This window comes from Ruegeria sp. CE6 (assembly GCF_056537485.1).
Genome location: NZ_JBQFRR010000002.1, coordinates 883,721 through 906,972 on the forward strand (window position 1 = coordinate 883,721; position 23,252 = coordinate 906,972).

At 58.1% G+C, this 23,252-nt stretch carries 21 protein-coding genes; 14 read left to right on the forward strand and 7 right to left on the reverse strand.

All coding sequences use genetic code 11. The features are described 5' to 3' along the window. Positions 1–46: 46 nt before the first annotated feature. The 3 genes from ACR0DK_RS12850 to ACR0DK_RS12860 are packed head-to-tail and all read right to left on the reverse strand — an operon-like array spanning position 47 to position 3,159. Entirely contained in the window at positions 47–1,450 is a 1,404-nt protein-coding gene (locus ACR0DK_RS12850) for a TRAP transporter large permease (RefSeq protein WP_170393344.1), read from the reverse strand. Positions 1,451–1,453: 3 nt separating this feature from the next. Then, the gene (locus ACR0DK_RS12855; RefSeq protein WP_170393345.1) at positions 1,454–2,083 is read right to left on the reverse strand and encodes a TRAP transporter small permease subunit; all 630 of its coding nucleotides are present in this window, start codon (positions 2,081–2,083) and stop codon (positions 1,454–1,456) included. Positions 2,084–2,142: 59 nt separating this feature from the next. Beyond that, positions 2,143–3,159 carry a C4-dicarboxylate TRAP transporter substrate-binding protein gene (locus ACR0DK_RS12860; RefSeq protein WP_170393346.1) on the reverse strand — a complete coding sequence of 339 codons (1,017 nt, stop codon included), beginning with the start codon at positions 3,157–3,159 and terminating at the stop codon, positions 2,143–2,145. Between the two features lie 408 nt (positions 3,160–3,567). On the opposite strand from ACR0DK_RS12860, the gene acs reads away from it, so the two are divergent. From acs to ACR0DK_RS12900, 8 genes are all read left to right on the forward strand, one after another. Beyond that, positions 3,568–5,532: an acetate--CoA ligase gene (gene acs, locus ACR0DK_RS12865; RefSeq protein WP_170405196.1), complete on the forward strand. Its 1,965-nt coding sequence runs from the start codon at positions 3,568–3,570 to the stop codon at positions 5,530–5,532. 7 nt (positions 5,533–5,539) lie between these two features. After that, positions 5,540–6,223, forward strand: coding sequence for an adenylate kinase (locus ACR0DK_RS12870; protein ID WP_170510418.1), 684 nt, complete (start codon positions 5,540–5,542; stop codon positions 6,221–6,223). A gap of 182 nt (positions 6,224–6,405) precedes the next feature. Next, on the forward strand, positions 6,406–6,690 hold the full coding sequence (locus tag ACR0DK_RS12875) for a DUF4212 domain-containing protein (RefSeq protein WP_010439512.1): 285 nt from the start codon (positions 6,406–6,408) through the stop codon (positions 6,688–6,690). Between the two features lie 5 nt (positions 6,691–6,695). Beyond that, positions 6,696–8,480 carry a sodium:solute symporter family protein gene (locus tag ACR0DK_RS12880; RefSeq protein ID WP_170393349.1) on the forward strand — a complete coding sequence of 595 codons (1,785 nt, stop codon included), beginning with the start codon at positions 6,696–6,698 and terminating at the stop codon, positions 8,478–8,480. Positions 8,481–8,588: 108 nt separating this feature from the next. After that, positions 8,589–10,412, forward strand: a complete 1,824-nt coding sequence (locus ACR0DK_RS12885) for a DUF294 nucleotidyltransferase-like domain-containing protein (protein WP_480736462.1) — start codon at positions 8,589–8,591, stop codon at positions 10,410–10,412. 27 nt (positions 10,413–10,439) lie between these two features. Then, positions 10,440–10,958, forward strand: coding sequence for a hypothetical protein (locus tag ACR0DK_RS12890; RefSeq protein WP_170393351.1), 519 nt, complete (start codon positions 10,440–10,442; stop codon positions 10,956–10,958). A 2-nt stretch (positions 10,959–10,960) separates the two neighbouring features. After that, positions 10,961–12,373, forward strand: a complete 1,413-nt coding sequence (locus tag ACR0DK_RS12895) for a 3'-5' exonuclease (RefSeq protein ID WP_170405188.1) — start codon at positions 10,961–10,963, stop codon at positions 12,371–12,373. Between the two features lie 86 nt (positions 12,374–12,459). Then, positions 12,460–12,960 (forward strand): flavin reductase family protein, encoded by a 501-nt coding sequence (locus ACR0DK_RS12900; RefSeq protein WP_170421191.1) that lies wholly within the window; start codon positions 12,460–12,462, stop codon positions 12,958–12,960. On the opposite strand, the gene ACR0DK_RS12905 is transcribed toward ACR0DK_RS12900, so the two are convergent. Genes ACR0DK_RS12905 through ACR0DK_RS12915 form a run of 3 tightly spaced genes read right to left on the reverse strand, consistent with a single transcriptional unit; the run spans position 12,957 to position 15,189 of the window. Beyond that, positions 12,957–13,436, reverse strand: a complete 480-nt coding sequence (locus ACR0DK_RS12905; protein ID WP_480736464.1) for a DUF6505 family protein — start codon at positions 13,434–13,436, stop codon at positions 12,957–12,959. The two genes, ACR0DK_RS12900 and ACR0DK_RS12905, sit on opposite strands and share 4 nt — an antisense overlap. Next, positions 13,433–14,131: a biotin/lipoate--protein ligase family protein gene (locus ACR0DK_RS12910; RefSeq protein WP_480736466.1), complete on the reverse strand. Its 699-nt coding sequence runs from the start codon at positions 14,129–14,131 to the stop codon at positions 13,433–13,435. Before ACR0DK_RS12910 ends, ACR0DK_RS12905 begins: the two co-directional genes overlap by 4 nt. Further along, positions 14,128–15,189: an Mrp/NBP35 family ATP-binding protein gene (locus ACR0DK_RS12915; protein ID WP_170510433.1), complete on the reverse strand. Its 1,062-nt coding sequence runs from the start codon at positions 15,187–15,189 to the stop codon at positions 14,128–14,130. The genes ACR0DK_RS12910 and ACR0DK_RS12915 overlap by 4 nt, the downstream gene beginning before the upstream one ends. Before the next feature lie 132 nt (positions 15,190–15,321). Here ACR0DK_RS12915 and ACR0DK_RS12920 point away from each other — a divergent pair, with 132 nt between their 5' ends. Then, a complete protein-coding gene (locus ACR0DK_RS12920; RefSeq protein ID WP_480704576.1) occupies positions 15,322–16,050 on the forward strand; it encodes a hypothetical protein in 729 nt (242 codons plus the stop codon). Here the strand turns inward: ACR0DK_RS12920 and ACR0DK_RS12925 are convergent. Further along, positions 16,044–17,999, reverse strand: coding sequence for a 4Fe-4S binding protein (locus tag ACR0DK_RS12925; RefSeq protein WP_480736628.1), 1,956 nt, complete (start codon positions 17,997–17,999; stop codon positions 16,044–16,046). The genes ACR0DK_RS12920 and ACR0DK_RS12925 overlap by 7 nt on opposite strands. A gap of 250 nt (positions 18,000–18,249) precedes the next feature. On the opposite strand from ACR0DK_RS12925, the gene ACR0DK_RS12930 reads away from it, so the two are divergent. The 5 genes from ACR0DK_RS12930 to ACR0DK_RS12950 all read left to right on the forward strand — a co-directional run bounded on the left by ACR0DK_RS12930 (position 18,250) and on the right by ACR0DK_RS12950 (position 23,243). Continuing rightward, a complete protein-coding gene (locus tag ACR0DK_RS12930) occupies positions 18,250–18,804 on the forward strand; it encodes a DUF3305 domain-containing protein (protein WP_170393358.1) in 555 nt (184 codons plus the stop codon). Then, complete coding sequence (locus ACR0DK_RS12935) at positions 18,801–19,382, forward strand: DUF3306 domain-containing protein (RefSeq protein ID WP_170626027.1); 582 nt, start codon at positions 18,801–18,803, stop codon at positions 19,380–19,382. The genes ACR0DK_RS12930 and ACR0DK_RS12935 overlap by 4 nt, the downstream gene beginning before the upstream one ends. A gap of 4 nt (positions 19,383–19,386) precedes the next feature. Next, complete coding sequence (locus ACR0DK_RS12940) at positions 19,387–19,998, forward strand: TorD/DmsD family molecular chaperone (protein WP_480736469.1); 612 nt, start codon at positions 19,387–19,389, stop codon at positions 19,996–19,998. Between the two features lie 56 nt (positions 19,999–20,054). Beyond that, complete coding sequence (locus ACR0DK_RS12945; protein WP_170393361.1) at positions 20,055–20,243, forward strand: ubiquinol-cytochrome c reductase iron-sulfur subunit N-terminal domain-containing protein; 189 nt, start codon at positions 20,055–20,057, stop codon at positions 20,241–20,243. Between the two features lie 105 nt (positions 20,244–20,348). Then, complete coding sequence (locus ACR0DK_RS12950; protein ID WP_170393362.1) at positions 20,349–23,243, forward strand: formate dehydrogenase subunit alpha; 2,895 nt, start codon at positions 20,349–20,351, stop codon at positions 23,241–23,243. Positions 23,244–23,252: the final 9 nt, after the last annotated feature.

Consider the following 23,252-nt stretch of genomic DNA (forward strand, 5'->3'; position numbering starts at 1 on the left):
CCCGCACTTCTAAAACTGTGCCCCGGCCTTTGGCCGGGGCTTTTTCTTATCCCGCAAGCGATGGCAGGTAGAGAACAATCCCTGGAAAGGCCACCAGCAGTGCGATGGTCAGAGCATCGGCAATGAAGAACGGCGTTACACCTTTGAAGACATCCTGAACACTAAGATCGGGCCTCACGCCTGCGACAACAAAACAGTTTAGACCAATAGGAGGTGTGATCAGGCAGAACTCGGCCATTTTGACCACCAAGATACCAAACCAGATCGCACACATCGGCCCGGACATACCAAAGGCGCTGTCTGCTGCGCTGACAGCCTCGCCTCCGTTCAGGGCCATAACGGCGGGATACACAACCGGAAGTGTCAAGAGCAGCATACCGATCGCATCCATGAACATGCCCAGCACGGCATAGGCCAGCAGGATGCAAATGAGGATCAACATAGGCGACATTTCGAGCGAAGTGATCCAGTCGGAAAACGCCCCCGGCAGATCTGCGAAACCAAGAAAGCGCACGTAGATCAAAACACCCCAAATAATCGCGAAAATCATGGCGGTCAGTTTGGCGGTTTCAAGCAAGGCCGATTTGAATTCAGGCCAGCGCATGCCGTGGATCAGGGCAAAGCAGAACACGATGAAGGCCCCGATGGCCCCGCCCTCGGTCGGGGTGCCCCAGGCCTTGTCGCCGAAAGGGTTGTAAACAAAGCAGATAATGATGAGGATCACCGCCACAATGGGCAGTGCGCCCGGAAGAGCAGCAAATCGTTGTTTCCAGGTAAACCCGGTGACCGGCGGTCCGACGGACTTGAAGATCACGGCGATACCGACGATCAGCAAGCCATAGATCACCGCCGAAAACGCACCGGGGATGAAGCCTGCGAGCAGCAGTTTTCCCACATCCTGCTCGACAATGATGGCGTAAATCACAAGGATCGCAGATGGGGGGATTAGCGAGGCCAAGGTCCCGCCAGCGGCAACCACACCGGCGGCGAAACGTTTATTATACCCGACGGCCAGCATTTCAGGGATGGCGATGCGCGCAAAGACGGCTGATGTGGCGACCGATGCACCTGATACGGCGGCGAAACCGGCGGTCGCAAAAATCGTTGAAACGGCCAACCCGCCAGGCACCCATGCCACCCAGCGTTTTGCCGCCTCAAACAAGGCGCGGGTCAGGCCAGCGTAGTAGGCTAGATAGCCGATCAGGATGAATGTTGGGATCAGGCTCAGCGTATGAGACGCCACCTTGGAATGTGGCACCTGGCCAGCCGTTTTGACGGCCACCGTCAGTGCCTTACCAAACCGCTCGGGATCATACCCAAACTTTGCCCAGAATATCCAAACAAGGCCAACCAACCCTGCCAGACCTGCAGCAAATGCCACCCGCATGCCAGTGACGACAAGAACCAACAGTCCGGCAGTGACCCAAAGGCCGATATCAATCGTGTCCATGGGTCAGTTACGTCCTTCGAATTGTTCGGCCTCGGCTGCAGCCTGTGCGGCGGCATCCTGTATCAGCGGTACGGCCACCGGTGCCTCGAGCCCCAGCATGAAGGCGCGTCCATAGCCCCAGACCTGCAAGATTAGCCGGGCGCACAGCACCGAAAAAGCAACGGGTGCCAGCAGCTTGGCTGGCCAAATAGGAATCCCGATATCAATTGAGCTGTCGCGACTCCACATCGGAGCGCCGAAGTCAAAGGACCGGTCAAAGTGGGACCAACTACCCCAAACCAGCGCCAGCATCAGCAGCAGTATCAGCAGAACCGAGATCAGCTCGAACAACCACAGCGCCCGCCCTTTCAGGCGCGAGATAACGATATCCATTCGGATGTGCCCGCCATCGCGCTGCACAAACGAAATACCCAGAAACGCGATCAGGGGCATCGCCTGTTCAATCCAGTCAACATATCCGGGCAAAGGCGCGTTTAAGGCGTTTCGGCCGCTGACTGACACAACAGCTAGCACCATGAGCCCGAAAACCGCGAAACCGCTGATCAGCGCCATAAAACGCTCTAGACGTAACAAACGGTGATCCAACCGGCTTAGAAGACTGCCATCCTCAAGCACCGTGGCATGTCCTGCCATCTCAGCATTCCTTTGATTGAAGGAGATGCCGGGTGCCTAATGACACCCGGCTGTGGCGATCAGTTACCGCCGCGCTGCTGTTGCAGCGTCGATTGCACAAGATCATAAAGATCCTGCGCAGGCAGACCCTGGGCGGTCATGTCTTCGATCCACTTCGCGCGAATAGGATCAGCGGCTTTGGCGCGAAACTCCTCAAGCACGGCATCGTCAATCTCGACCTTTTCAACGCCTTTCTCTGCCAGCACGCCATCCCACTTTTCAAGCAGTCCACCGTAGTTGGCCAGATAGTGATCGATAGCCTCATTAATCGAGCTGTCCAGCGCTTCGCGATGTTCGGCTGGCAGCGCTTCATAAGCGTCGATATTCACCACCACCGGACAGTTTACCGTTCCAGGATTCAGATTGGCCGTCCACCAGTCAGCTTCGTTGATCGTCCCGAATGACAAATGCGCATGCTGAGCGAAGGCCACGGTATCGACCACGCCAGATTCCATCGCATTGTAGGCTTCGGTCGCAGGCACGGACGTAGGTACGCCACCAACTGCTTCAAATGCTTGCCCCAAACCGCCAGTTGCGCGTACGCGCATACCGTCGAACTCGGCAAGCTCATCACGAGGGTCACCGGTACCAACAAGATTATATTGAGGCATCGGTGAAGTCATGATGATGCGCGCGTTCCACTGCGCCATCTCGTCCTTGACTGCTGGATGATCGTAGACTGCGTGGCTGACGGCCACCTCTTCATCCAATGTGTTTACGCCAAGGAAGGGCAGTTCCAAAACGGTGATCGCGCGGTTCTTATCGCGGTGATAGCCCGCACAGAACTGCGCCATCTCGAACGCGCCAATCTCGATTCCATCCAGGTTTTCCTTGGGCTTCGACAATCCGCCATAGCTAACATTGATGGTGAAATCGCCGCCGGTTTTTTCGTTCACCAGTTCAGCCAGTTTCTCAACATGCTCGGTAAATGCGCGGCGCTTACCCCAGACCGAGGCATTCCATTCGGTCGCGGCTGCTTCGGTGACAAACGCCACACTCAGGGCGGCAAAAGCCGCACCGCTCAACATCTTTTTCATAGTGGTATCTCCCTTAGTTGCGCCCCCTATCGGGATGCTTGATTGTGAAGCTAGCGCCAAGTCTAGAAGCTGCCAACCCCTGCGAGGAGAAGTGGTGTTATCGCCACCAGACTTCGAGATTAAAGTGAAGCTATCGGCCAAAGCCCCAGACACATGCCAATGAGCACTTATGTCATTACAGCTATCTTGCTGATTTAAGGTGTATATTACGCACAATTTCAGAATTATTTACAATGCTAGTGCCGGAAATGAAATTTCTTTACAAAGAAATCCAAGGATTATGGCAATTTATTTATTTCTTTTCTGATCCCCGTATTATTCAACTTGGGGAGGAACCGGATCGACATTGCCTGATCGGCTGGCAAAATCGGTCCCATGTAATCCAGTCCAGAGGGAGGAGCCTCAAAGATGACTACCGCTGCCCAGGCAGATGCCAAGACATATCCGCCATCCGCAGAAACTGTCGCCCGTGCGCATGTCGACGCCGACAAATACGCAGATATGTACGCTGCGTCGATCAACAACCCCGAAGCATTCTGGGATGAGCAAGGCAAGCGCGTTGACTGGATCAAGCCTTATACTCAGGTCAAAGACGTCAGCTATGATTTTGGTTCGGTTGGTATCAACTGGTATGCGGACGGCACGCTAAACGTCTCGGCCAACTGCCTTGATCGTCATTTGAATACGCGCGGCGATCAGACAGCGATCATCTGGGAACCGGATGATCCAAACGACGAAGCTCAGCACATTACCTACGCCGAACTGCACCGTCGCACCTGCCGCATGGCCAATATTCTCGAGTCGATGGGCGTGCGCAAAGGTGACCGCGTTGTAATCTATCTGCCGATGATCCCTGAAGCCGCCTATGCGATGCTGGCTTGTGCACGGATCGGAGCAATCCATTCGATTGTATTTGCTGGGTTTTCACCCGATGCGTTGGCAGCCCGAGTCAACGGATGTGATGCCAAGGTCGTCATCACTGCCGATGAGGCACCACGTGGTGGCCGCAAGACTCCGCTGAAGTCCAACGCAGACGCGGCCCTGCTGCACTGCAAAGACAGCGTGAAATGTCTGGTGGTCAAACGCACCGGTGGGCAGACCACTTGGATTGATGGCCGCGACTATGATTACAACGAAATGGCGCTTGAAGCGGATGACTATTGCGCACCCGCCGAGATGAATGCCGAAGATCCGCTGTTCATTCTCTATACTTCCGGTTCGACCGGTCAGCCCAAAGGTGTCGTCCATACGACCGGCGGTTATCTGGTCTATGCCGCGATGACGCATGAGATCACATTCGACTACCATGAAGGCGACGTCTACTGGTGCACCGCCGATGTCGGCTGGGTCACCGGCCACAGCTATATCGTCTACGGACCACTGGCCAACGGCGCGACCACACTGATGTTCGAAGGCGTGCCGACCTATCCGGATGCATCACGCTTCTGGCAGGTGTGCGAAAAGCACAAGGTGAACCAGTTCTACACCGCTCCGACGGCAATTCGCGCTCTGATGGGTCAGGGTACCGAGTTCGTCGAGAAATGCGACCTGAGCGATCTCCGGACGCTGGGCACAGTCGGCGAGCCGATCAACCCGGAAGCTTGGAACTGGTACAATGAAGTTGTTGGCAAAGGCAAATGCCCGATTGTTGACACCTGGTGGCAGACCGAAACCGGCGGTCACTTGATGACCCCCCTGCCCGGTGCGCATGCGATGAAGCCCGGCTCGGCGATGAAACCGTTCTTCGGCATCCAGCCGGTAGTTCTGGACCCGCAATCCGGTGTTGAGATCGAGGGAAATGGCGTTGAGGGTGTTCTGTGCATCAAAGACAGCTGGCCCGGTCAGATGCGCACCGTCTGGGGCGATCATGAGCGGTTCGAGAAGACCTATTTCTCGGACTATAAAGGCTACTACTTCACCGGCGATGGCTGCCGTCGCGATGAGGATGGCGACTACTGGATCACTGGCCGCGTCGATGATGTAATCAACGTCTCCGGCCACCGGATGGGCACGGCCGAGGTGGAAAGCGCGCTGGTCGCCCATGCCGCCGTCGCCGAGGCCGCTGTGGTTGGTTACCCCCATGAAATCAAAGGGCAAGGCATCTATTGCTATGTCACTTTGATGAATGACCGCGAGCCGTCGGATGAGCTGCTGAAAGAGCTGCGCACCTGGGTCCGGACCGAGATCGGCCCGATTGCCTCGCCTGATGTGATCCAGTGGGCCCCCGGCCTGCCCAAGACTCGCTCGGGCAAGATCATGCGCCGAATTCTGCGCAAGATTGCCGAGAACGACTTTGGTTCGCTTGGCGATACGTCGACCCTGGCCGATCCGTCAGTGGTCGAAGACCTGATCGAAAACCGGGCAAACAAGTGAGGATGTGATGGACGCTGCCACGACCATATCCCCCGCTGTTCTGATCCTTCTCGGCCCTCCGGGCGCCGGGAAGGGTACGCAGGCTCGTATGCTTGAAGAGAAGTTCGGGCTTGTACAACTCAGCACCGGTGATCTGCTGCGTGACGCGGTCGCCGCAGGTACCGAGGCTGGTAATGCTGCCAAAGCGGTTATGGAGGCAGGCGATCTTGTCAGCGACGGCATCGTCATCGCGATCCTGCGCGACCGCATGGCAGAACCGGACTGCGCCAAGGGCGTCATACTAGATGGTTTCCCCCGGACCACAGTCCAGGCCGAGGCTCTTGATGGTCTGCTCGCGTCTTCAGATCAGAAGATCAACGCGGCCATCAGCCTTGAAGTTGAAGACGCCGAGATGGTGACGCGGATTTCGGGTCGCTACACCTGCGCTGGATGCGGTGAGGGCTATCACGACACATACAAGCAGCCCGTCGAAGACGGCAAATGCGACAAGTGCGGACACACAGAATTCAAACGCCGCGCCGACGACAATGCCGAGACGGTCGCGTCGCGTCTGGCGGCCTATCACGCGCAGACCGCACCGCTGATTGACTACTATCAAGCCCAGGGCGTGCTGAAAGGCATCGATGCCATGGGCCAGATCGACGACATCGCACAAGACCTTCACGGGATTGTCGGCGAGGTCATGAAATAAGGGGAGGAGATAAGCCCTAGGGCTTTGATCCTAAATCAGAATACTTCAATGGACCCGCCTTGGCGGATCAGAGAAGTTATGCCTGACGTCACGGGGCGTTTGGCACAACCGAGAAGCGGCCCACCGCACTGGAGGAGTTGGGCAATGGGCCGCCAATGAGGGAAGCGAAGGAGGAACCCGCGATGGCGGATCATTCAACAAACTCCGCGCAGACTGCCGAAGCCGACAAGGGCTATTGGCAGGCCAACCTGCGCCTCATCTACATCAGCCTCGCGATTTGGGCGCTGGTGTCGTTTGGATTCGGCATTCTGCTGCGTCCGCTGCTGTCCGGCATCGCCGTTGGCGGTACAGATCTGGGCTTTTGGTTCGCTCAGCAAGGATCGATCCTGGTCTTTCTGGTGCTGATCTTCAACTACGCCTGGCGCATGAACAAGCTCGACGCTGAGCACGGCGTGGACGAGGAGTAATCGGCATGGATCAGTTTACCATCAACCTGCTGTTTGTGGGCGCGTCTTTTGCGCTTTACATCGGCATCGCGATCTGGGCCCGTGCGGGTTCCACATCGGAATTCTATGCCGCCGGTCGCGGCGTTCACCCGGTCACCAACGGTATGGCGACAGCAGCGGACTGGATGTCTGCGGCCTCGTTCATCTCGATGGCGGGCCTGATTGCCTTTACCGGCTATGACAACTCGACCTTCCTGATGGGTTGGACCGGTGGCTACGTGCTGCTGGCTCTGCTGCTTGCGCCCTACCTGCGTAAGTTCGGCAAGTTCACCGTGTCGGAATTCATCGGCGACCGTTTCTACAGCCAGACCGCACGTATCGTTGCTGTGATCTGTCTGATCGTTGCGTCGGTGACCTACGTGATCGGTCAGATGACCGGTGTTGGCGTGGCCTTTGGCCGCTTCCTCGAAGTGTCCAACACTACAGGTCTGCTGATCGGCGCCGGCGTTGTGTTTGCCTACGCAGTGTTTGGTGGGATGAAGGGCGTGACCTACACTCAGGTCGCTCAGTACTGCGTGCTGATCACCGCTTATACCATCCCGGCCATCTTTATCTCGCTGCAGCTGACCGGCACGCCTGTTCCGGCGCTGGGTCTGTTTGGTGACACCGCCAGCGGTGAACCCCTGCTGACCAAGCTGGACGCCATCGTGACCGAGCTGGGCTTCAACGACTACACGGCCCACCACTCGAACACGCTGAACATGGTGCTGTTCACCTTGTCGCTGATGATCGGTACAGCTGGTCTGCCGCACGTCATCATGCGCTTCTTCACCGTTCCCAAAGTGTCTGACGCACGTTGGTCGGCAGGCTGGGCGCTGGTCTTCATCGCTCTGCTGTACCTGACGGCTCCTGCTGTTGGTGCAATGGCGCGCCTGAACATCACCGACATGATGTGGCCCAATGGTGGCATCGAAGGTGGCGCTGTTTCGGTTGAGGAAATCGACAATGATCCGCGTTACGACTGGATGGCCACTTGGCAGAAAACCGGTCTGCTGGATTGGGAAGACAAGAACGGCGACGGCAAGATCCAGTACTACAACGACAAATCCGAGGCGATGACTGCAATCGCCGAAGAAAAAGGCTGGGTCGGTAACGAGCTGACTAAGTTCAACCGCGACATCCTGGTTCTGGCCAATCCTGAGATTGCCAACTTGCCAGGTTGGGTGATTGGTCTGGTCGCTGCTGGTGGTCTTGCGGCTGCTCTGTCAACCGCTGCGGGCCTGCTGCTGGCGATCTCGTCGGCTGTGTCCCATGACCTTGTCAAAGGTGCAATCAACCCGTCGATCTCTGAAAAGGGTGAACTTCTGGCGGCACGGATTGCCATGGCTGTAGCCATCGTGGTTGCAACCTACCTGGGTCTCAACCCTCCGGGCTTTGCGGCACAAACCGTGGCCTTGGCCTTTGGTCTGGCAGCAGCCTCGATCTTCCCGGCGCTGATGATGGGGATCTTCTCGACCCGCATCAACAACACCGGCGCGGTTGCAGGTATGCTGGCTGGTCTGACCGTAACCCTGGTCTACATCTTCCTGCATAAGGGCTGGCTGTTCATTCCGGGCACCAACTCGTTCACCGATGCTGATCCGCTTCTGGGTCCGATCAAGTCGACCTCGTTCGGCGCCATCGGTGCGATGATCAACTTCGGCGTCGCCTACGTCGTTGCCGGTATGACCAAAGAGACTCCGCAGGAGATCAAAGATATGGTCGAAAGCATTCGCATTCCCCGTGGTGCGGGCGCAGCTCAGGATCACTGAGTGTGATGCGGTCGGCGGCTCTTGTCTTCGATCGCATCTTTCGACTTACTGTTCCCGCCCGGCACACCACCGGGCGGGATTTTTTATTCGGAACTCCGGAGAGCGTAAATGCCCCTGTCCCATGACGAAATCACCCGGTTTCTGAAGTCTGTACACCCCTATGACTCGTTGCCCCATGATGCTTTGGACGATCTGGCCAAGCAGATCGAAGTGCGCGAAGTCGATGCCGATGGCAGCATTTACCAGTTGGGCAACGCTCTGCCCGGCGTCTTTGTGATCTATGAAGGACAGGTAGAAATTACCGATGAGAACGGCGCTGTCGTTTCGCATCTGGGATTGCGCAATTCTTTTGGTGAGCGCGGATTGCTGAAGGACGGCAAAGCCGCCACACATGCGCGCGCGCACACGCCGTCAGTGTTGATCGTGTTGCCGCCAGACCTTGTGAAAAACCTGATCGAAGGTCACGATGTGGTGTCCAAGTTCTTTAACCGTTCACGCGGAGGGCGGAGCGGACCGCAAAGCCTGGCTACCAGTGCAATTGATGTGCTGATGGCTCGTGACCCTGCCACCTGCCCGCCCGATACTCCGGTTCAAAACGCCGCGCAGATCATGCGCGACCGCCATATCTCATCGCTTTGCGTGACCGAAGGGGACAGATTGTTGGGTATCGCAACCCTCCGCGATATTTCCGGCAAATACGTCGCCGAGGCGATGCCCGCTGACACCGCGGTTTCGGCGATCATGACCGCCGATCCAATCATTCTTGCCCCGACAGATATCGGCTCGGACGTATTACACGTGATGATGGAACGTGGCATCGGTCATATTCCAATTTCCGAGGCCGGTAAGCTGGTCGGAATCGTAACCCAAACCGACCTCACCCGCTATCAGGCGGTCAATTCTGCCGAGTTGGTAGGACGAATTGCCCGCGCCGACAGCCCGCAAGAGATGGCTCAAGTCACCGTTGAGATACCACAACTTCTGGTCCAACTCGTCGCGGGTGGCAACCGGCACGAGATCGTTACACGGCTGATCACCGACATCGCAGACACTGCGACGCGGCGGTTGCTGGCACTGGCTGAGGCTGAACTGGGTGCGCCGCCAGTGCCCTACTTGTGGCTTGCTTGCGGCTCGCAAGGACGGCAGGAACAGACCGGAGTTTCTGATCAGGACAATTGCCTGATGCTTGATGACAGTGTGGCAGACGGTGATATGGCCTACTTCGCTGCGCTGGCCAAATTCGTCTCAGACGGGCTGGATACCTGCGGTTATTTCTATTGCCCCGGTGACATGATGGCGACCAACCCTCGCTGGTGCCAGCCCGTGCGTGTCTGGCGCGAGTATTTCAATGGCTGGATTGCCAAACCCAACCCCGAGGCGCAAATGCTGGCCTCGGTGATGTTTGACCTGCGGCCCATCGGAGGGTCCTTCGATCTGTTCACCGACCTGCAGGCCGATACGCTGGCGGCAGCCAATGCGAATTCGATCTTTGTCGCGCATATGATTTCGAACTCACTGAAACACACCCCTCCTCTGGGCCTGCTGCGTGGGTTCGCCACCATACGTTCGGGTGAGCATCGCAATACGCTCGACCTCAAGCATAATGGCGTGGTGCCTGTCGTGGATCTGGCACGCATCTACAGCCTGCAGGGACAATTAACCGAAGCGAACACCCGCGCCCGTCTTAGCGCCGCCGAGGCTGCGGGTGTGCTCAGCGCGTCTGGCGCACGCGATTTACTGGACGCATATGACCTGATCGCTGAGACCCGATTGGAACATCAAGTGCGTCTGGTCAAATCCGGGGATGCACCAGACAATTACCTGCCACCCGCTGAATTGTCGGACTTTGAGCGAAGTCATCTCCGCGATGCCTTTGTCGTGGTAAAAACCATGCAATCAGCGGTTGGCCATGGCAAAGGAATGCTGGGTTAAGAAACTGGAAATGAACGGAGAAATCACATGTTTCTGGAACTGATCGGCACGATTTTTGCAGGCTTCGCCTTTGCGGGTGTCGTGATGGTGGTGAACAAGCTGACCGGGGGCCGCTTGCCCAAATGGGCCGCGCCGGTTGCGGCAGGTGCGGGGATGATCGGTATGACGATTACCAGCGAGTATTCTTGGTATGACCGTACGCGCGACCAACTGCCCGACAGCCTCACCATCGTGCAGGAGGTGGAAAGCCGCGCCTTTTATCGCCCTTGGACGTACGCCGTGCCCTTTGTCGACCGCTTTGCTGCGATCGACGCCACATCGGTACGCACCAATGCCAATTTGCCGGACGAGCGTCTGGTTGATCTTTACTTTTTTGGTCGCTGGGCACCGGTCTCGAAGATGCCGGTCGCTGTAAACTGCGCCGAAAACAGCCGCGCCAACCTGGCAGACGGGGCCGAATTCGCCGATGACGGACGTTTGCTGAACGCCAGCTGGATCAAGATCGACGCTGAAGATCCGGTAATCGAGGCAACCTGCGGGGTCTGACTATGTTGAACCATCTGAGCCTGCGCCTGAGGGTGTTCCTGTTCTTCCTATTACTTGCGGCAGGAGGGCTGATCATCAGCACCCTGGCTTTGTGGGTCGGTTATCAGAGGGCAAGTGATCCCGCTCTTATGGATGCGTTCATCTTCGCAGAGATACTGATCGCGTTTGGAATGTTGGCGCTGGTTGCCGGAGTCTGGCTTCTTTTTGATGATAACGTTGCAAAACCAATCGAGCGGCTCTCGGCCCAACTCCGGGCGCGCGCACACGCCGGGGTCAGCACGGATCTGGACCTTCAGGCGGCGCGCTATTTGGGCGATCTGGCCCCCGCCGCCGCTGGACTGGCCGAACAACTGGCTGCCAACGCCATGACCACGGCTGAGGCCGTGGCCGCGGAAACGGCCCATCTGGCCTCGGAAAAACAGCGTCTCACCGCGCTGCTGACCGAGATCCCGGTTGCAATGCTTTTGGCCGGACCGAAGCATCAGATCGTTCTATATGACGCGCAGGCGGCTGAGGTTCTGGCACAGATCGCACATCCTCGGCTAAACGCCTCGCTTTTTGACTACCTCGAAGCGACCGGTCTGACGGATTCCTACGCGAAGCTGATCAAAACCGGGAAAGACGTCCATTGCACACTAACCAGTGTTGATGGGCGGCAATCCTATTCTGCCCGTATGAAACCATTGGGCGATGCCCCTGGTTACATGCTGGTCTTCGATGACAGTGCTGCGCAGATCGACCCCGACGCGGCCCGCCCGCTGGTTTACGATTTCGAACTTCTCGACACACCCGGCGATGACGCGTTTGAAGATAGACCCCTGTTGGACCTCTGCTTCGTAGTCTTTGACACCGAAACCACGGGCCTGCTCCCGCATAAGGATGAGATCGTACAGATCGGTGCGGTGCGCGTCGTAAAGGGTAAGATCGTCGAAGGCGAACGGCTGGATACCCTGGTCGACCCCGGCATCCCGATCCCCCCAGCTTCAACCAAAGTGCATAAGGTCAGCGACCGGATGGTTCAGGGTGCGCCTGATATTGCCGAGGCCGGTCGCAGCTTTCACCAATTTGCCCGGGATGCTGTCATTGTTGCCCATAACGCACCATTCGACATGGCTTTCCTGCGCCGCCATGCCGAGCGTATGGGGGTGGAATGGAGCCACCCCATTCTGGATACGGTCCTGCTGTCGGCGGTGCTGTTCGGGGCAAGCGAAACGCATACGCTGGACGCTGTCTGCGAACGGCTTGGCATAACAATTCCCGAAGCCCTGCGTCACACGGCCTTGGGTGATGCCGTCGCGACCGCCGAAGTGCTGGTTCGGATGCTACCGATGCTTACGGCCCGTAATTTGGTGACCTTTGGCGACGTCATCACCGAGACTCGCAAACACGGACGGTTGCTTGAAGACCTGAACTGACCAGAAATTCCTAAAATCACCGCAGCTTTCCGTGGACAATCCCGGCGTCGCGTGGCACCTGAGACAGGCCCATGTACGAGCGCGCGATGACGGAAAAAACTTTCATTCCCAGCCCCGAGCAAAGCCTTGCCTTTCGCGAGGCCTTGGGCTGTTTCGGCACCGGCGTCACCGTTGTGACCACAAATACCTCCGAGGGCCCTGCAGCAATCACGGTGAACTCATTTGCGTCTGTATCGCTGGACCCGCCGCTGGTCCTGTGGTGTCTCGATCGGGGCTCGAACCGGTACGACGCGTTCCACAACTGCGAACATTACGCGATCCATGTAATGGCGCAGGACCAGCACGACCAAGCATTGCAATTCGCGCGAAACGGGTTCGATTTTTCCCATGCGGATTGGCAGGAGGATGACGCCGGGCGCCCCCGACTTGCGGAATGCCTCGCCCGCTTCGATTGCCGCCTGTCGGCCCGTCATGAGGCAGGTGACCACCTGATCCTTGTTGGTCATGTTGAACAGGTCATGCATCGCCCAGGTCAGGGGCTGATCTTCAAGCGCGGACAATTCGGCGGCTTCGCCGATCTGATCTAATCGTCCAGCGAGCCGTGGACGGCCAACGCTTCAAGTTGCGCCTCTTGCGGGGCGATCACGCGGAATGCCTCGTGCACGCCTGCACCCGTCAGCTCTCGGGCGACGGTCAGCAATGTGTTCGGGGCATGATCTTCGCACAGCTCGTACATATGCGAGATTTCGGCCTGCGCCACTTCTAACGCGGCTTCAACCGAAGGCGCGCCGTAGAATTGCACGAAATGCTCGGCCAGATATTGCGTGATCTGGTTAATCTCGGCCTGCTCGACCCGCGTAACGGCAACAAATGTAACGCGCCCGAAGGTTTCAAGCCCCAGCCATCCATTGGCAAAGGCCTGACGCGCCTTACCTTCCAGATCAGCCTCACTCCAGTTCGAAAACTCGAATCCGCCCGAGATGCACCATTCACCGGTTCTTGCGGGTGAATGAAACACGTTCATATCGCTTTCATCAAAATGGATAGCACGGGCGAGTTTCATCTGGCGGTCTCCAATAATTCTGTCAGCGGGCGTATATGTGTGTCCGCGCCGTCGCGGATCAGCATACCGAAGCGCTCATCGGTGCCCAGAAAGACACCCCCTTCTGCAATAGGTTCTCCGACACCGCGCAGCAGCCCCATCCACTCTGCGTGAAGCGGCGCGTTACCGTCCTCGTTCCAGCGGTTCAACCAGGTCAACATGTGACGCGACCAGCTCTCGACCAACTGCGTCGCAGAAACCTCGGCGCATCCTTCATCATAGAGCGAGGTAACATCCGGTGTTTCCCCCGGTGCATCGCTGGTTTGAAGCAAGGCCAGTTTCCAACCAACGATCAGCCAATCGGGAACCTCATCCACCTCGGCAGACGAGGCTGAGACTTTTATTGTCCCACATTTTGCACCGTTTACACAGATCAGCCCATCCCAACCCAAGTGCACCGCGACCTCGGGCGGGGCCAGCGCGCCCAGCGCATTCTGGAACCCGACAGCACAAAGCGGCAGCATCGCCATAGCATCCCGCAACGGAACCTCGGGCGCGAATACTATCGCAACGCGCAGACGATCCGCCTGAATATTGTGGACCACAGTTCCCGCGTCACAGCCCAGTGCTGCCATCGCCTGCGCCCGCTCGAACGGGTCTTCGCCAGCCTTGGCAGGTTGCCCTTTGAGCAATGGGGGAAAGACTGGCTGGGTCACGCGTTGCCCTTGGCAATCATGTCGCGGGCGATCTTGCGGAAGGCTTCGGCTTGCGGGCTGTCAGGTTTGCTGACCACGATGGGGGCACCCCCGTCGGCGGCAACTCGGATATCCAGATGCAGCGGAATTTCCCCCAGCAATGGCACGCCCAGCGCCTCAGCTTCTGAGGCAACACCGCCATGGCCAAAGACATGCTCTTCGTGTCCGCAATTCGAGCAAATGTGCGTCGACATGTTTTCGATCATCCCAACAATGGGCGTCTTGAGCTGGTTGAACATATCGATCCCCTTGCGGGCGTCGATCAAAGCAACATCCTGTGGGGTTGAAACGACAATGGCTCCATCCACTTGAAACTTTTGGCTCAGCGTCAGTTGCACATCGCCGGTTCCGGGGGGCAGATCAACGATCAACACATCCAATGCGCCCCATTGCACCTGACTCATCATCTGCTGCAAGGCGCCCATCAGCATGGGGCCGCGCCAGACAACCGCCTGCCCTTCGTTGGTCATTAACCCCATCGACATCATGGTGACACCGTGATTGCGCAGCGGCAGGATCGTCTTACCATCTGGGCTGGCCGGTCGCCCCGACACACCCAGCATCCGGGGTTGTGAAGGGCCATATACGTCTGCGTCCAACAGGCCTACGCGACGGCCTTCAGCAGCCAGCGCGCAGGCAAGGTTGGCCGACACGGTGGACTTGCCCACGCCACCCTTGCCCGACGCAATCGCGATGATCCGGTCCACACCGGGAACGGCCTGCGGTCCGGTTTGCGAGGGCTTTGGCTTGGGCTTCAAATCAGGCGGCGCCTTGTCCGAATGCGCGGTCAACATTGCCGAGACCTTGGAAACACCATCAACCATCTGCGCCGCCTGTTCGGCTGTGGCGCGTACGGGCTCCATCTCCTCGGCCTGTTTGGGATCGATCTCCAGCACAAACCGAACGGTATCGCCTTCAACATTCAATGCACGCACGATACCCGCGCTCACAATATCCTGACCAGAAACCGGATCGGTAATCTTCTTTAAGTTCGCTAGAACTGCATCACGGATGCTCATGCCGTCTTCCCCTTGATCCGCCCCACGCTGGGCGCCTTGCGTATCGACAGAATATAGTCGCCGCTCATTGCATGTGTCTCCGTCTCATTTTGTACATTTGACGCATCGGGTCAGCCACCGTTAGGCTTAACCATGCGCTTTGTCCTGTTGTGCCTGAGCCTGACGCTCACCGCCACCCCCTCTTGGTCGCAAGAGGCATTGGGCCTTGCCGCCCCGGATGAGGTGACAAACTCAGGTCTTTTGCAACATATTCTTCCGCGCTTTTCTCTCAAGACCGGAATACGTGTTGTTGCGGATGAAAGCGGCGTCATGTCACTGGCCCCGAGTTCGCCCGGCGATCCGGTCTTTGCCCGTGACGGGGTGGTCTATCATCTACGAATCGACGACAGCGCCAAGCAGGTAAGGTTTCGTGAATGGCTACTTTCCGACATTGGCAGACGGACGGTTGAAAACTTCATCCCCGACGAGGGCACGCCCTTTAGCGCAAGTTTCGAAACTGCCACTGTTACCGAAGAGGTCGTGGTCGACGGAAACGCGCTGCTTGGCGAAGATCTGTCGATGACCCATTGTGGCCGGTGCCATGTGATTGGCCCACAGAATCGGATGAACGGGCTGGGTTCGACCCCGTCTTTCGCAGTGCTGCGCGCAATGCCCGACTGGTCGGAACGGTTTCAGGCGTTCTTTGCCCTGAACCCACACCCAGCTTTCACACAGATCGAGGGCGTCACCGAACCTTTCCCGCCCGAGCGCCCCTCGCCGATCCATCCGGTCGAGATGAGCCTGGATGACCTCGAAGCAATTCTGGCTTTCGTGACCGCCATGCGCGCCGCCGATCTGGGCGCGCCACTGCAACTTCAGTGATCCTTGCGCTTTGAAAGGTAATCATCCGTTGTGACGACCCGTGGTCTGGGGGCGGATTGAAACGGATTGTCAGCGCTATGGAACTGGGCGTTCACCCGGCAATTGTCGCACATCTGGATCATCCGCGCCTGATCCGAGGTCGCGAACATCGGATGTGTGCCCGACAACTTTTCCATGATCCGCTCAACCGTTGATTTAACGCCAAACGCTGCGCCGCATTCGACGCATTCAAAGGGTTCCTCTTCATTCAGCACCTGTTGTGACAGCGCTTGGTCGCTCAGATCAAGCTGGGGCACTAGTGTGATCGCCTGTTCTGGGCAGATCGTTCGGCAAATCCCGCATTGCAGGCAGGCGTCCTGCTGGAAATTCAACTGCGGCTTGTCCGGGTTATCGATCAGCGCCCCCGATGGGCAAAGGGACACGCAACTCAGGCACAATGTACAGGTGTCGGTATTCACTGCAATCGCGCCATAAGGCGCGCCCTCGGGCAAGGCCAGCGGCACCTCGACCTCCGGGTTCAAAGCTTGCGCCGCCAGACGCGCTATTTGACGACGATTACCCAGTGGAAGCACCGGATCAGCCAATGGCTGCGGAACATTCTGCGCATAAAGCAGATCTGCCAGCGCATCCGGGTCGGTTTCATCAATCAGACTCAGCGCGTCGTGCACTTCGATAGCCCGAGCCAGCTCTAATTCACGATCAAGCGCGTCCCGTTCAGTCTTAGGGCTAATCAGGATATCGGCGCGCGCAAAGCCATGCGCCAGCGCTGCGAGCATCTCGGCATGTCCAAAGCCCGAAACCACATTCAGCTCCAGCGGAATGACATCCGCTGGCAGTCCCCGTCCAAACCGGGCCGCCATCCGGATCATCTGCGCCCCATGGGCGTCGTGCACCAGTAATCGCGGTGCAACGCCGCCCGCGCGCCGGAAGGTCCGGGCCAGTATGTGCATCCGCGACAATACCGCCGAGACCGGAGGGTCTTCATATGTAATGGCAGTCGACGGGCACAACGCCGAACACTCACCGCACCCAGCGCAAATCATCGGATCAATGGCTACATGATCGCCAGCCGGTGTGATCGCACCGGTCGGGCAGACGTCCAGACAGTTTGAACACCCCGTTTGTTCCGCTCGCGAATGGGCGCAAAGCGTCTCATCCAATCGGACATAGAGCGGTTTTTCAAAGGTCCCGACCAGTTGCACCGCTTCAAAAGCAAGACGCGCGACGGCCACCGCATCGCGAGGATCAGCGCGCAAGTACCCCTCGCGCTTTTCGGGGGCATTAACCAAAGGTGTTGCTCCGGTCAGATCAACAACAATGTCGCAACGCGACGTTGCACCGTCACGGGGTGCGCTCCAACCAAATTCTCCGCGTCCGCCGGGATCTAGTTGCTGCACCTGATCCAGATGCCAAACAAATCCGCCCAGCGCGCCGGTCAGTCTGCGTATTCGTGCGCGCGCAACGTCATAGTTGCGGCTTAGCGGTTCTGCATCGTCAACCAAAAGCACAGTCACGGCCAACACAGCGGACAGCTGTTCGGCCAACGGAAAGACAACCTCTCCGGGCCCCAAAATACAGCAGGTTCCTTCACTGATGACATCGAAACTTGGGGTCACTGGCTGCGGCAGTAATGCCTCAGCCGCGAGCGCAGCCATTTTGGGGGTTGCATCGGTACCCTGTTCGGACCAGCCAGCCCGGTCGCGCAGATCGACAAATCCGGGCACTTCAACACCCAGTTCCTCGGCAAGCTCACTAAAAACTGCACTTTCCTGAGCGCAGGCAAACACCACCTGCTCATCGCCCGTCATCAACTCGGCGGCAGTTTGAATCTGGCGCGTACAAAGGGCGGTATGCACCTTCGAGCACTCCGTATCGCAGGCTGCAGAAATACCATCTGCGTTCAGGGACTGCGTCCCCTCGCAATCACACAATATGAGCTTGCTGGCCATTTCCCCTCCCGACGCTGCGTTCTGCCCCATCAGCAGCTTAGACCCAATCCGCGCCGAGGCAATGCGAAGCATCAGAGAAAATCCCGATATGTGCATTATTTTTCATCACAAATCGCCATCAAAACCTGAAGTTGGAAATAAACTCTAAGTGAATGTCTCATATTAGGCGAAACTAGACTTGGCAGGTCGCCAATTTATGTAACATAGTACATCAATGGAAGGCAGGGGAGAGCCTTCCGGGGAGGAGCCAGTGGCCAAGGCCGCAAGCCGGACTGAAATGACAATTGGCGTCGTCGTGCGCAGAACACCCGGGGTGACACGCTGGGCGCGTTGGAACTGGCGCGCGGTCGCTGTTTTGCCAGGTGCAAAGCCTGCCGACTGGCAAGAGTTGCGACGTGAAGGTGAGGCCATCGAATACCATGCAGCCACCCTGCCCCTCACCCTGTGGGCCGATGAAACCGAAGCCTACATGGTCAACCTGTCGGACGGTCAACCTTCGCTGTACCTGGTTTTGCGGGATGAGCTGAAAGGCGAAACACCCCTGAATGCCGTATTGATCACCGCCTCACCGTTCGAGGGTCAGGATTATGCGGATACCGGCGAAGAGATCGTTGAGAAGATTCCGATGACCGAAGGGTTGATTGCATGGCTCCGCGATTTCACCCTGCAGCATCATCAGGACGAGGTGTTCATAAAACGTAAACGGGACAAGAAACGCACCGATCTGGTGGAAGACGGCAAGGGCGATGCACGAATCCGGCAGGATTCAGATGTCTACCGGGCTCCGCGTCGGGTGCTGCAATGACCCAGGCCCGCGATTTCTGGTCCCGCCGCAAGGCCGCCGTTCAGGCCGAGACCGAAGCAGAAGCTTTGGCCGCAGAGGAACAGATTATCACAACGCGGCAAGCTGAGTTGGAGGAAAAAAGCGACGCTGAAATTCTGGCCGAGTTTGATCTGCCCGATCCCGATACACTGGAAGCCGGCGATGATGTCTCGGGCTTCATGGCCAAAGCTGTACCTGACCGTCTGCGCCGCCGCGCCTTGCGGCGCCTATGGCGGTTAAATCCTGTTCTGGCCAATGTCGACGGGCTGGTCGATTACGGCGAGGATTATACCGATGCGGCTTGCGTGATTGAGAACATCCAGACCGCGTATCAGGTTGGCAAGGGTATGTTGGCGCATGTCGAAGCGCTCGCTGCCGAGGCGGAAATGTCCGAAGCAGAAACAGAAGCTGACATGCCCGAGGCGATCGAGTCAGGTGAAGAACCGATCAACGCCGTCGAACCAGAACCGGAAGCCCCACAGATGGTTGAAATGGAAGAGCCAGAGGAAATCGAACTCACCCCTGCTCCACGCCGTATGAAATTCGAATTCGAAGGATAACTCTATGACCGCAGACAACGCGCAAACATTGGATATCTCAACTGAGGATCGTCTGCGTGCGGATTTCTATAATTTTCTTGGCCTGCTATTGGCCGGTCCACCCGATCAGTTGCTTTTGGATCAGATGGCCGGGCTAAGCGGTGATGACTCGGATCTAGGTCAGGCCATTCAGGCAATGGCACGGGTGGCCAAGGTGACCAAGCCTGCCGCCGCAGAGCGCGAATTCAACGCACTGTTCATCGGATTGGGCCGAGGCGAACTGCTGCCTTATGCCTCTTTCTACCTGACGGGATTTCTGAACGAAAAACCCCTGGCGCAGCTACGCAATGACATGGCCGCGCGGGGCATCACCCGGGCGAAGAATGTTTATGAACCCGAAGACAACATCGCCTCGCTAATGGAAATGATGGCGGGCATGATCGTCGGTCGGTTCGGCGCGCCCGCCACGCTGGAAGATCAAAAGGCGTTCTGGAGCAAACATATCGGGCCCTGGGCCGCGCATTTCTATTCGGATTTGGAAGGTGCCGAGAACTCGGTTCTCTACGCCTCGGTCGGCACGGCTGGTCGGGTGTTCATGGAGATCGAACGTGAAGCCTTTCGAATGACGGCGGCCTAGCCCGCCATTCGCCGGTGCCTTTAGGCACCAAACCGCAATTGGGACAGGAGGAGCCCATGAGCAAGACCAAGGAAGAAGGCGCAACCCGCCGCGACTTCCTGAAACTGGCCGGTACCGCAGCGCCCGCTGCTGTAGCCGCCGCCAGCCTGTCTGGGAAAGCCGAAGCAGCCGAACTGCCGACGGACGAAACCCGGATGCAGGACACCGCGCACACGCGCGCATACCTCGACAGCGCCCGGTTCTGACCCGGACGTAGTCATACCCGACTGACGGTTGCGATTGGCCCTGAAGTCGGTTTCGCGAAGTACCAAGCCAGCCATGGGTTACATGGCCAGCAAGGGAGGAAAGAAATGCTTAGGAAAAAGACCAACGGGGTTGCGAGACGCCCCCAGCGGACAAGTATCCTGTCCCAGGTCGGCGAGAAAACCGTCGATCGCCGCGCATTCTTGCGTGGCTCGGGCCTGACGATCGGCGGCCTTGCCGCGATCAGCGCCACGGGTGGAACCGTGACGCCCGCCAGTGCCCAGACAGCGGCAAACACCGCCGTTGAGAATATCAAATCCGTATGCACTCACTGCTCGGTCGGCTGCACGGTCGTTGCCGAGGTACAGAACGGAGTCTGGATCGGGCAAGAACCCGGCTGGGACAGCCCATTCAATCTGGGTGCACACTGCGCCAAGGGGGCCTCGGTCCGCGAGCACGCCCATGGCGAGCGCCGCCTGAAATATCCGATGAAAAAGGAAGGTGGCGAGTGGAAGCGCATCAGCTGGGAAGAGGCGATCAACGAGATCGGCGATGGCATGATGAGCATCCGCGAAGAATCCGGGCCGGACAGCGTGTACTGGCTGGGGTCTGCGAAGCACAATAACGAACAGGCCTATCTGTTCCGCAAGTTCGCCGCCTATTGGGGCACGAACAACGTGGACCATCAGGCCCGTATCTGCCACTCGACCACTGTCGCGGGTGTTGCGAATACATGGGGCTACGGCGCCATGACCAATTCGTACAACGACATGCACAACAGCCGGGCCATCTTCATCATCGGTGGTAACCCGGCCGAGGCGCACCCCGTCTCGCTGCTGCATATCCTGCGTGCAAAAGAGCAGAACAATGCGCCTTTAATCGTCTGCGACCCGCGCTTTACGCGCACCGCGGCCCATGCGGATGAATATGTCCGCTTCCGCCCCGGCACAGACGTTGCGCTGATCTGGGGTATCCTGTGGCATATCTTCGACAACGGCTGGGAGGACAAAGAGTTTATCCGCACCCGTGTCTGGGGGATGGACCAAATCCGTGAAGAGGTTGCCAAGTGGAACCCGGATGAGGTTGAGCGCGTCACCGGTACGCCCGGCTCGCAGCTGCGCCGCGTCGCACGGACCATGGTGAACAACCGCCCCGGTACCGTTGTATGGTGCATGGGTGGTACGCAGCACACCAACGGCAACAACAACACTCGCGCCTACTGCGTGCTTCAGCTTGCGCTTGGCAACATGGGCACCTCGGGTGGTGGCACCAACATCTTCCGCGGCCATGACAACGTGCAAGGCGCGACAGACCTTGGTGTTCTGTCCCATACCCTGCCCGGCTACTATGGCTTGTCAAAAGGCGCATGGGGTCACTGGGCCCGTGTCTGGGGTGAAGAGCCCGAGTGGCTTGCAGGCCAGTTCGCCACGATCAAAGACAAGGAAGGCAAGGATAAACCGCTGCAGAATGAGCGCGGCATCCCGGTTTCCCGCTGGATCGACGGTGTTCTGGAAGACCCAGCTAACATGGATCAGGACAATAATGTCCGCGCCATGGTGCTGTGGGGCCACGCGCCCAATTCACAGACCCGGATGACGGAAATGAAGACGGCGATGGAGAAGCTGGACATGCTGGTCGTGATCGACCCGTATCCCACCGTCTCGGCCGTGCTGCATGACCGCACCGATGGCGTCTATCTGCTGCCCGCCTGTACGCAGTTCGAAACCCGTGGCTCGGTCACGGCCTCGAACCGATCGCTGCAGTGGCGGGACCGCGTGGTCGAACCTCTGTTCGAAAGCCTGCCGGACGAGGTCATCATGGCCAAGTTCGCCAACAAGTTCGGCTGGGCGGATCGGTTCTTCCGCAATATCGAGATGGAAGATCCCGAAACCCCGAATGTTGAAAGCATCACGCGTGAGTTCAACAGCGGCCTTTGGACAATTGGCTATACCGGTCAGTCGCCGGAACGTCTGAAAAGCCATATGGCCAACCAGCACACGTTCGACAGAACCACGCTGCAAGCCATTGGTGGCCCCAACGACGGCGAGTATTACGGTCTGCCCTGGCCCTGCTGGGGAACGGCTGAGATGGGTCATACGGGGACACCAAACCTGTATGATATGTCCAAACCGGTGGCCGAAGGTGGCCTGACCTTCCGCGCCCGTTTCGGCGTGGAACGGGATGGTGACAACCTGCTGGCCGAAGGGGTCTATAGCGTTGGGTCGGAAATCCAGGATGGTTATCCGGAATTCACGATGCAGATGCTGATGGACCTTGGCTGGGACGGTGACCTGACGGCTGAGGAACGTGCGGCCATCGACGCCGTTGCGGGACCAGAGACCAACTGGAAAACCGACCTTAGCGGCGGTATCCAACGGGTCGCGATTGCCCATGGCTGTGCGCCCTTCGGGAACGCAAAGGCACGCGCGGTCGTATGGACCTTCCCGGATCCGATCCCACTGCACCGCGAGCCGCTCTATACAAACCGGCGCGATCTGGTGGAGGACTATCCAACCTACGATGACCGTCAGGCCTATCGTCTACCTACCCTTTATGCGTCGATCCAAAAGAACGACTTTTCAAAGGATTACCCGATAATCCTCACGTCTGGTCGTCTGGTCGAGTATGAGGGTGGCGGCGATGAGACGCGGTCGAACCCGTGGCTGGCTGAGCTCCAGCAGGACATGTTCGTCGAGATCAATCCGCGCGATGCCAACAACCTTGGTATTCGGGACGGATCACAGGTCTGGGTCGAAGGTCCTGAGGGCGGCAAGGTCAAGGTGATGGCGATGCTGACTAACAGAGTCGGCGCCGGTGTCGCCTTCATGCCCTTCCACTTTGGCGGCCATTTCCAGGGCGAAGACCAGCGGCACAAGTATCCTGCTGGTGCAGACCCCTATGTGCTGGGTGAAAGTACCAACACCGCCCAGACCTATGGCTATGATTCAGTGACCCAGATGCAAGAGACCAAAGCGACTCTCTGCAAAATCTGGTCAGCGTAAGGAGGACGA

What these genes read in the sequence shown, in the direction of transcription:
- ACR0DK_RS12850 (WP_170393344.1), bottom strand. Translation starts at nt 1,450, where the DNA reads ATGGACACGATTGATATCGGCCTTTGGGTCACTGCCGGACTGTTGGTT.
- ACR0DK_RS12855 (WP_170393345.1), bottom strand. Translation starts at nt 2,083, where the DNA reads ATGGCAGGACATGCCACGGTGCTTGAGGATGGCAGTCTTCTAAGCCGG.
- ACR0DK_RS12860 (WP_170393346.1), bottom strand. Translation starts at nt 3,159, where the DNA reads ATGAAAAAGATGTTGAGCGGTGCGGCTTTTGCCGCCCTGAGTGTGGCG.
- acs (WP_170405196.1), top strand. Translation starts at nt 3,568, where the DNA reads ATGACTACCGCTGCCCAGGCAGATGCCAAGACATATCCGCCATCCGCA.
- ACR0DK_RS12870 (WP_170510418.1), top strand. Translation starts at nt 5,540, where the DNA reads ATGGACGCTGCCACGACCATATCCCCCGCTGTTCTGATCCTTCTCGGC.
- ACR0DK_RS12875 (WP_010439512.1), top strand. Translation starts at nt 6,406, where the DNA reads ATGGCGGATCATTCAACAAACTCCGCGCAGACTGCCGAAGCCGACAAG.
- ACR0DK_RS12880 (WP_170393349.1), top strand. Translation starts at nt 6,696, where the DNA reads ATGGATCAGTTTACCATCAACCTGCTGTTTGTGGGCGCGTCTTTTGCG.
- ACR0DK_RS12885 (WP_480736462.1), top strand. Translation starts at nt 8,589, where the DNA reads ATGCCCCTGTCCCATGACGAAATCACCCGGTTTCTGAAGTCTGTACAC.
- ACR0DK_RS12890 (WP_170393351.1), top strand. Translation starts at nt 10,440, where the DNA reads ATGTTTCTGGAACTGATCGGCACGATTTTTGCAGGCTTCGCCTTTGCG.
- ACR0DK_RS12895 (WP_170405188.1), top strand. Translation starts at nt 10,961, where the DNA reads ATGTTGAACCATCTGAGCCTGCGCCTGAGGGTGTTCCTGTTCTTCCTA.
- ACR0DK_RS12900 (WP_170421191.1), top strand. Translation starts at nt 12,460, where the DNA reads ATGACGGAAAAAACTTTCATTCCCAGCCCCGAGCAAAGCCTTGCCTTT.
- ACR0DK_RS12905 (WP_480736464.1), bottom strand. Translation starts at nt 13,436, where the DNA reads ATGAAACTCGCCCGTGCTATCCATTTTGATGAAAGCGATATGAACGTG.
- ACR0DK_RS12915 (WP_170510433.1), bottom strand. Translation starts at nt 15,189, where the DNA reads ATGAGCATCCGTGATGCAGTTCTAGCGAACTTAAAGAAGATTACCGAT.
- ACR0DK_RS12920 (WP_480704576.1), top strand. Translation starts at nt 15,322, where the DNA reads ATGCGCTTTGTCCTGTTGTGCCTGAGCCTGACGCTCACCGCCACCCCC.
- ACR0DK_RS12925 (WP_480736628.1), bottom strand. Translation starts at nt 17,999, where the DNA reads ATGGCCAGCAAGCTCATATTGTGTGATTGCGAGGGGACGCAGTCCCTG.
- ACR0DK_RS12935 (WP_170626027.1), top strand. Translation starts at nt 18,801, where the DNA reads ATGACCCAGGCCCGCGATTTCTGGTCCCGCCGCAAGGCCGCCGTTCAG.
- ACR0DK_RS12940 (WP_480736469.1), top strand. Translation starts at nt 19,387, where the DNA reads ATGACCGCAGACAACGCGCAAACATTGGATATCTCAACTGAGGATCGT.
- ACR0DK_RS12945 (WP_170393361.1), top strand. Translation starts at nt 20,055, where the DNA reads ATGAGCAAGACCAAGGAAGAAGGCGCAACCCGCCGCGACTTCCTGAAA.
- ACR0DK_RS12950 (WP_170393362.1), top strand. Translation starts at nt 20,349, where the DNA reads ATGCTTAGGAAAAAGACCAACGGGGTTGCGAGACGCCCCCAGCGGACA.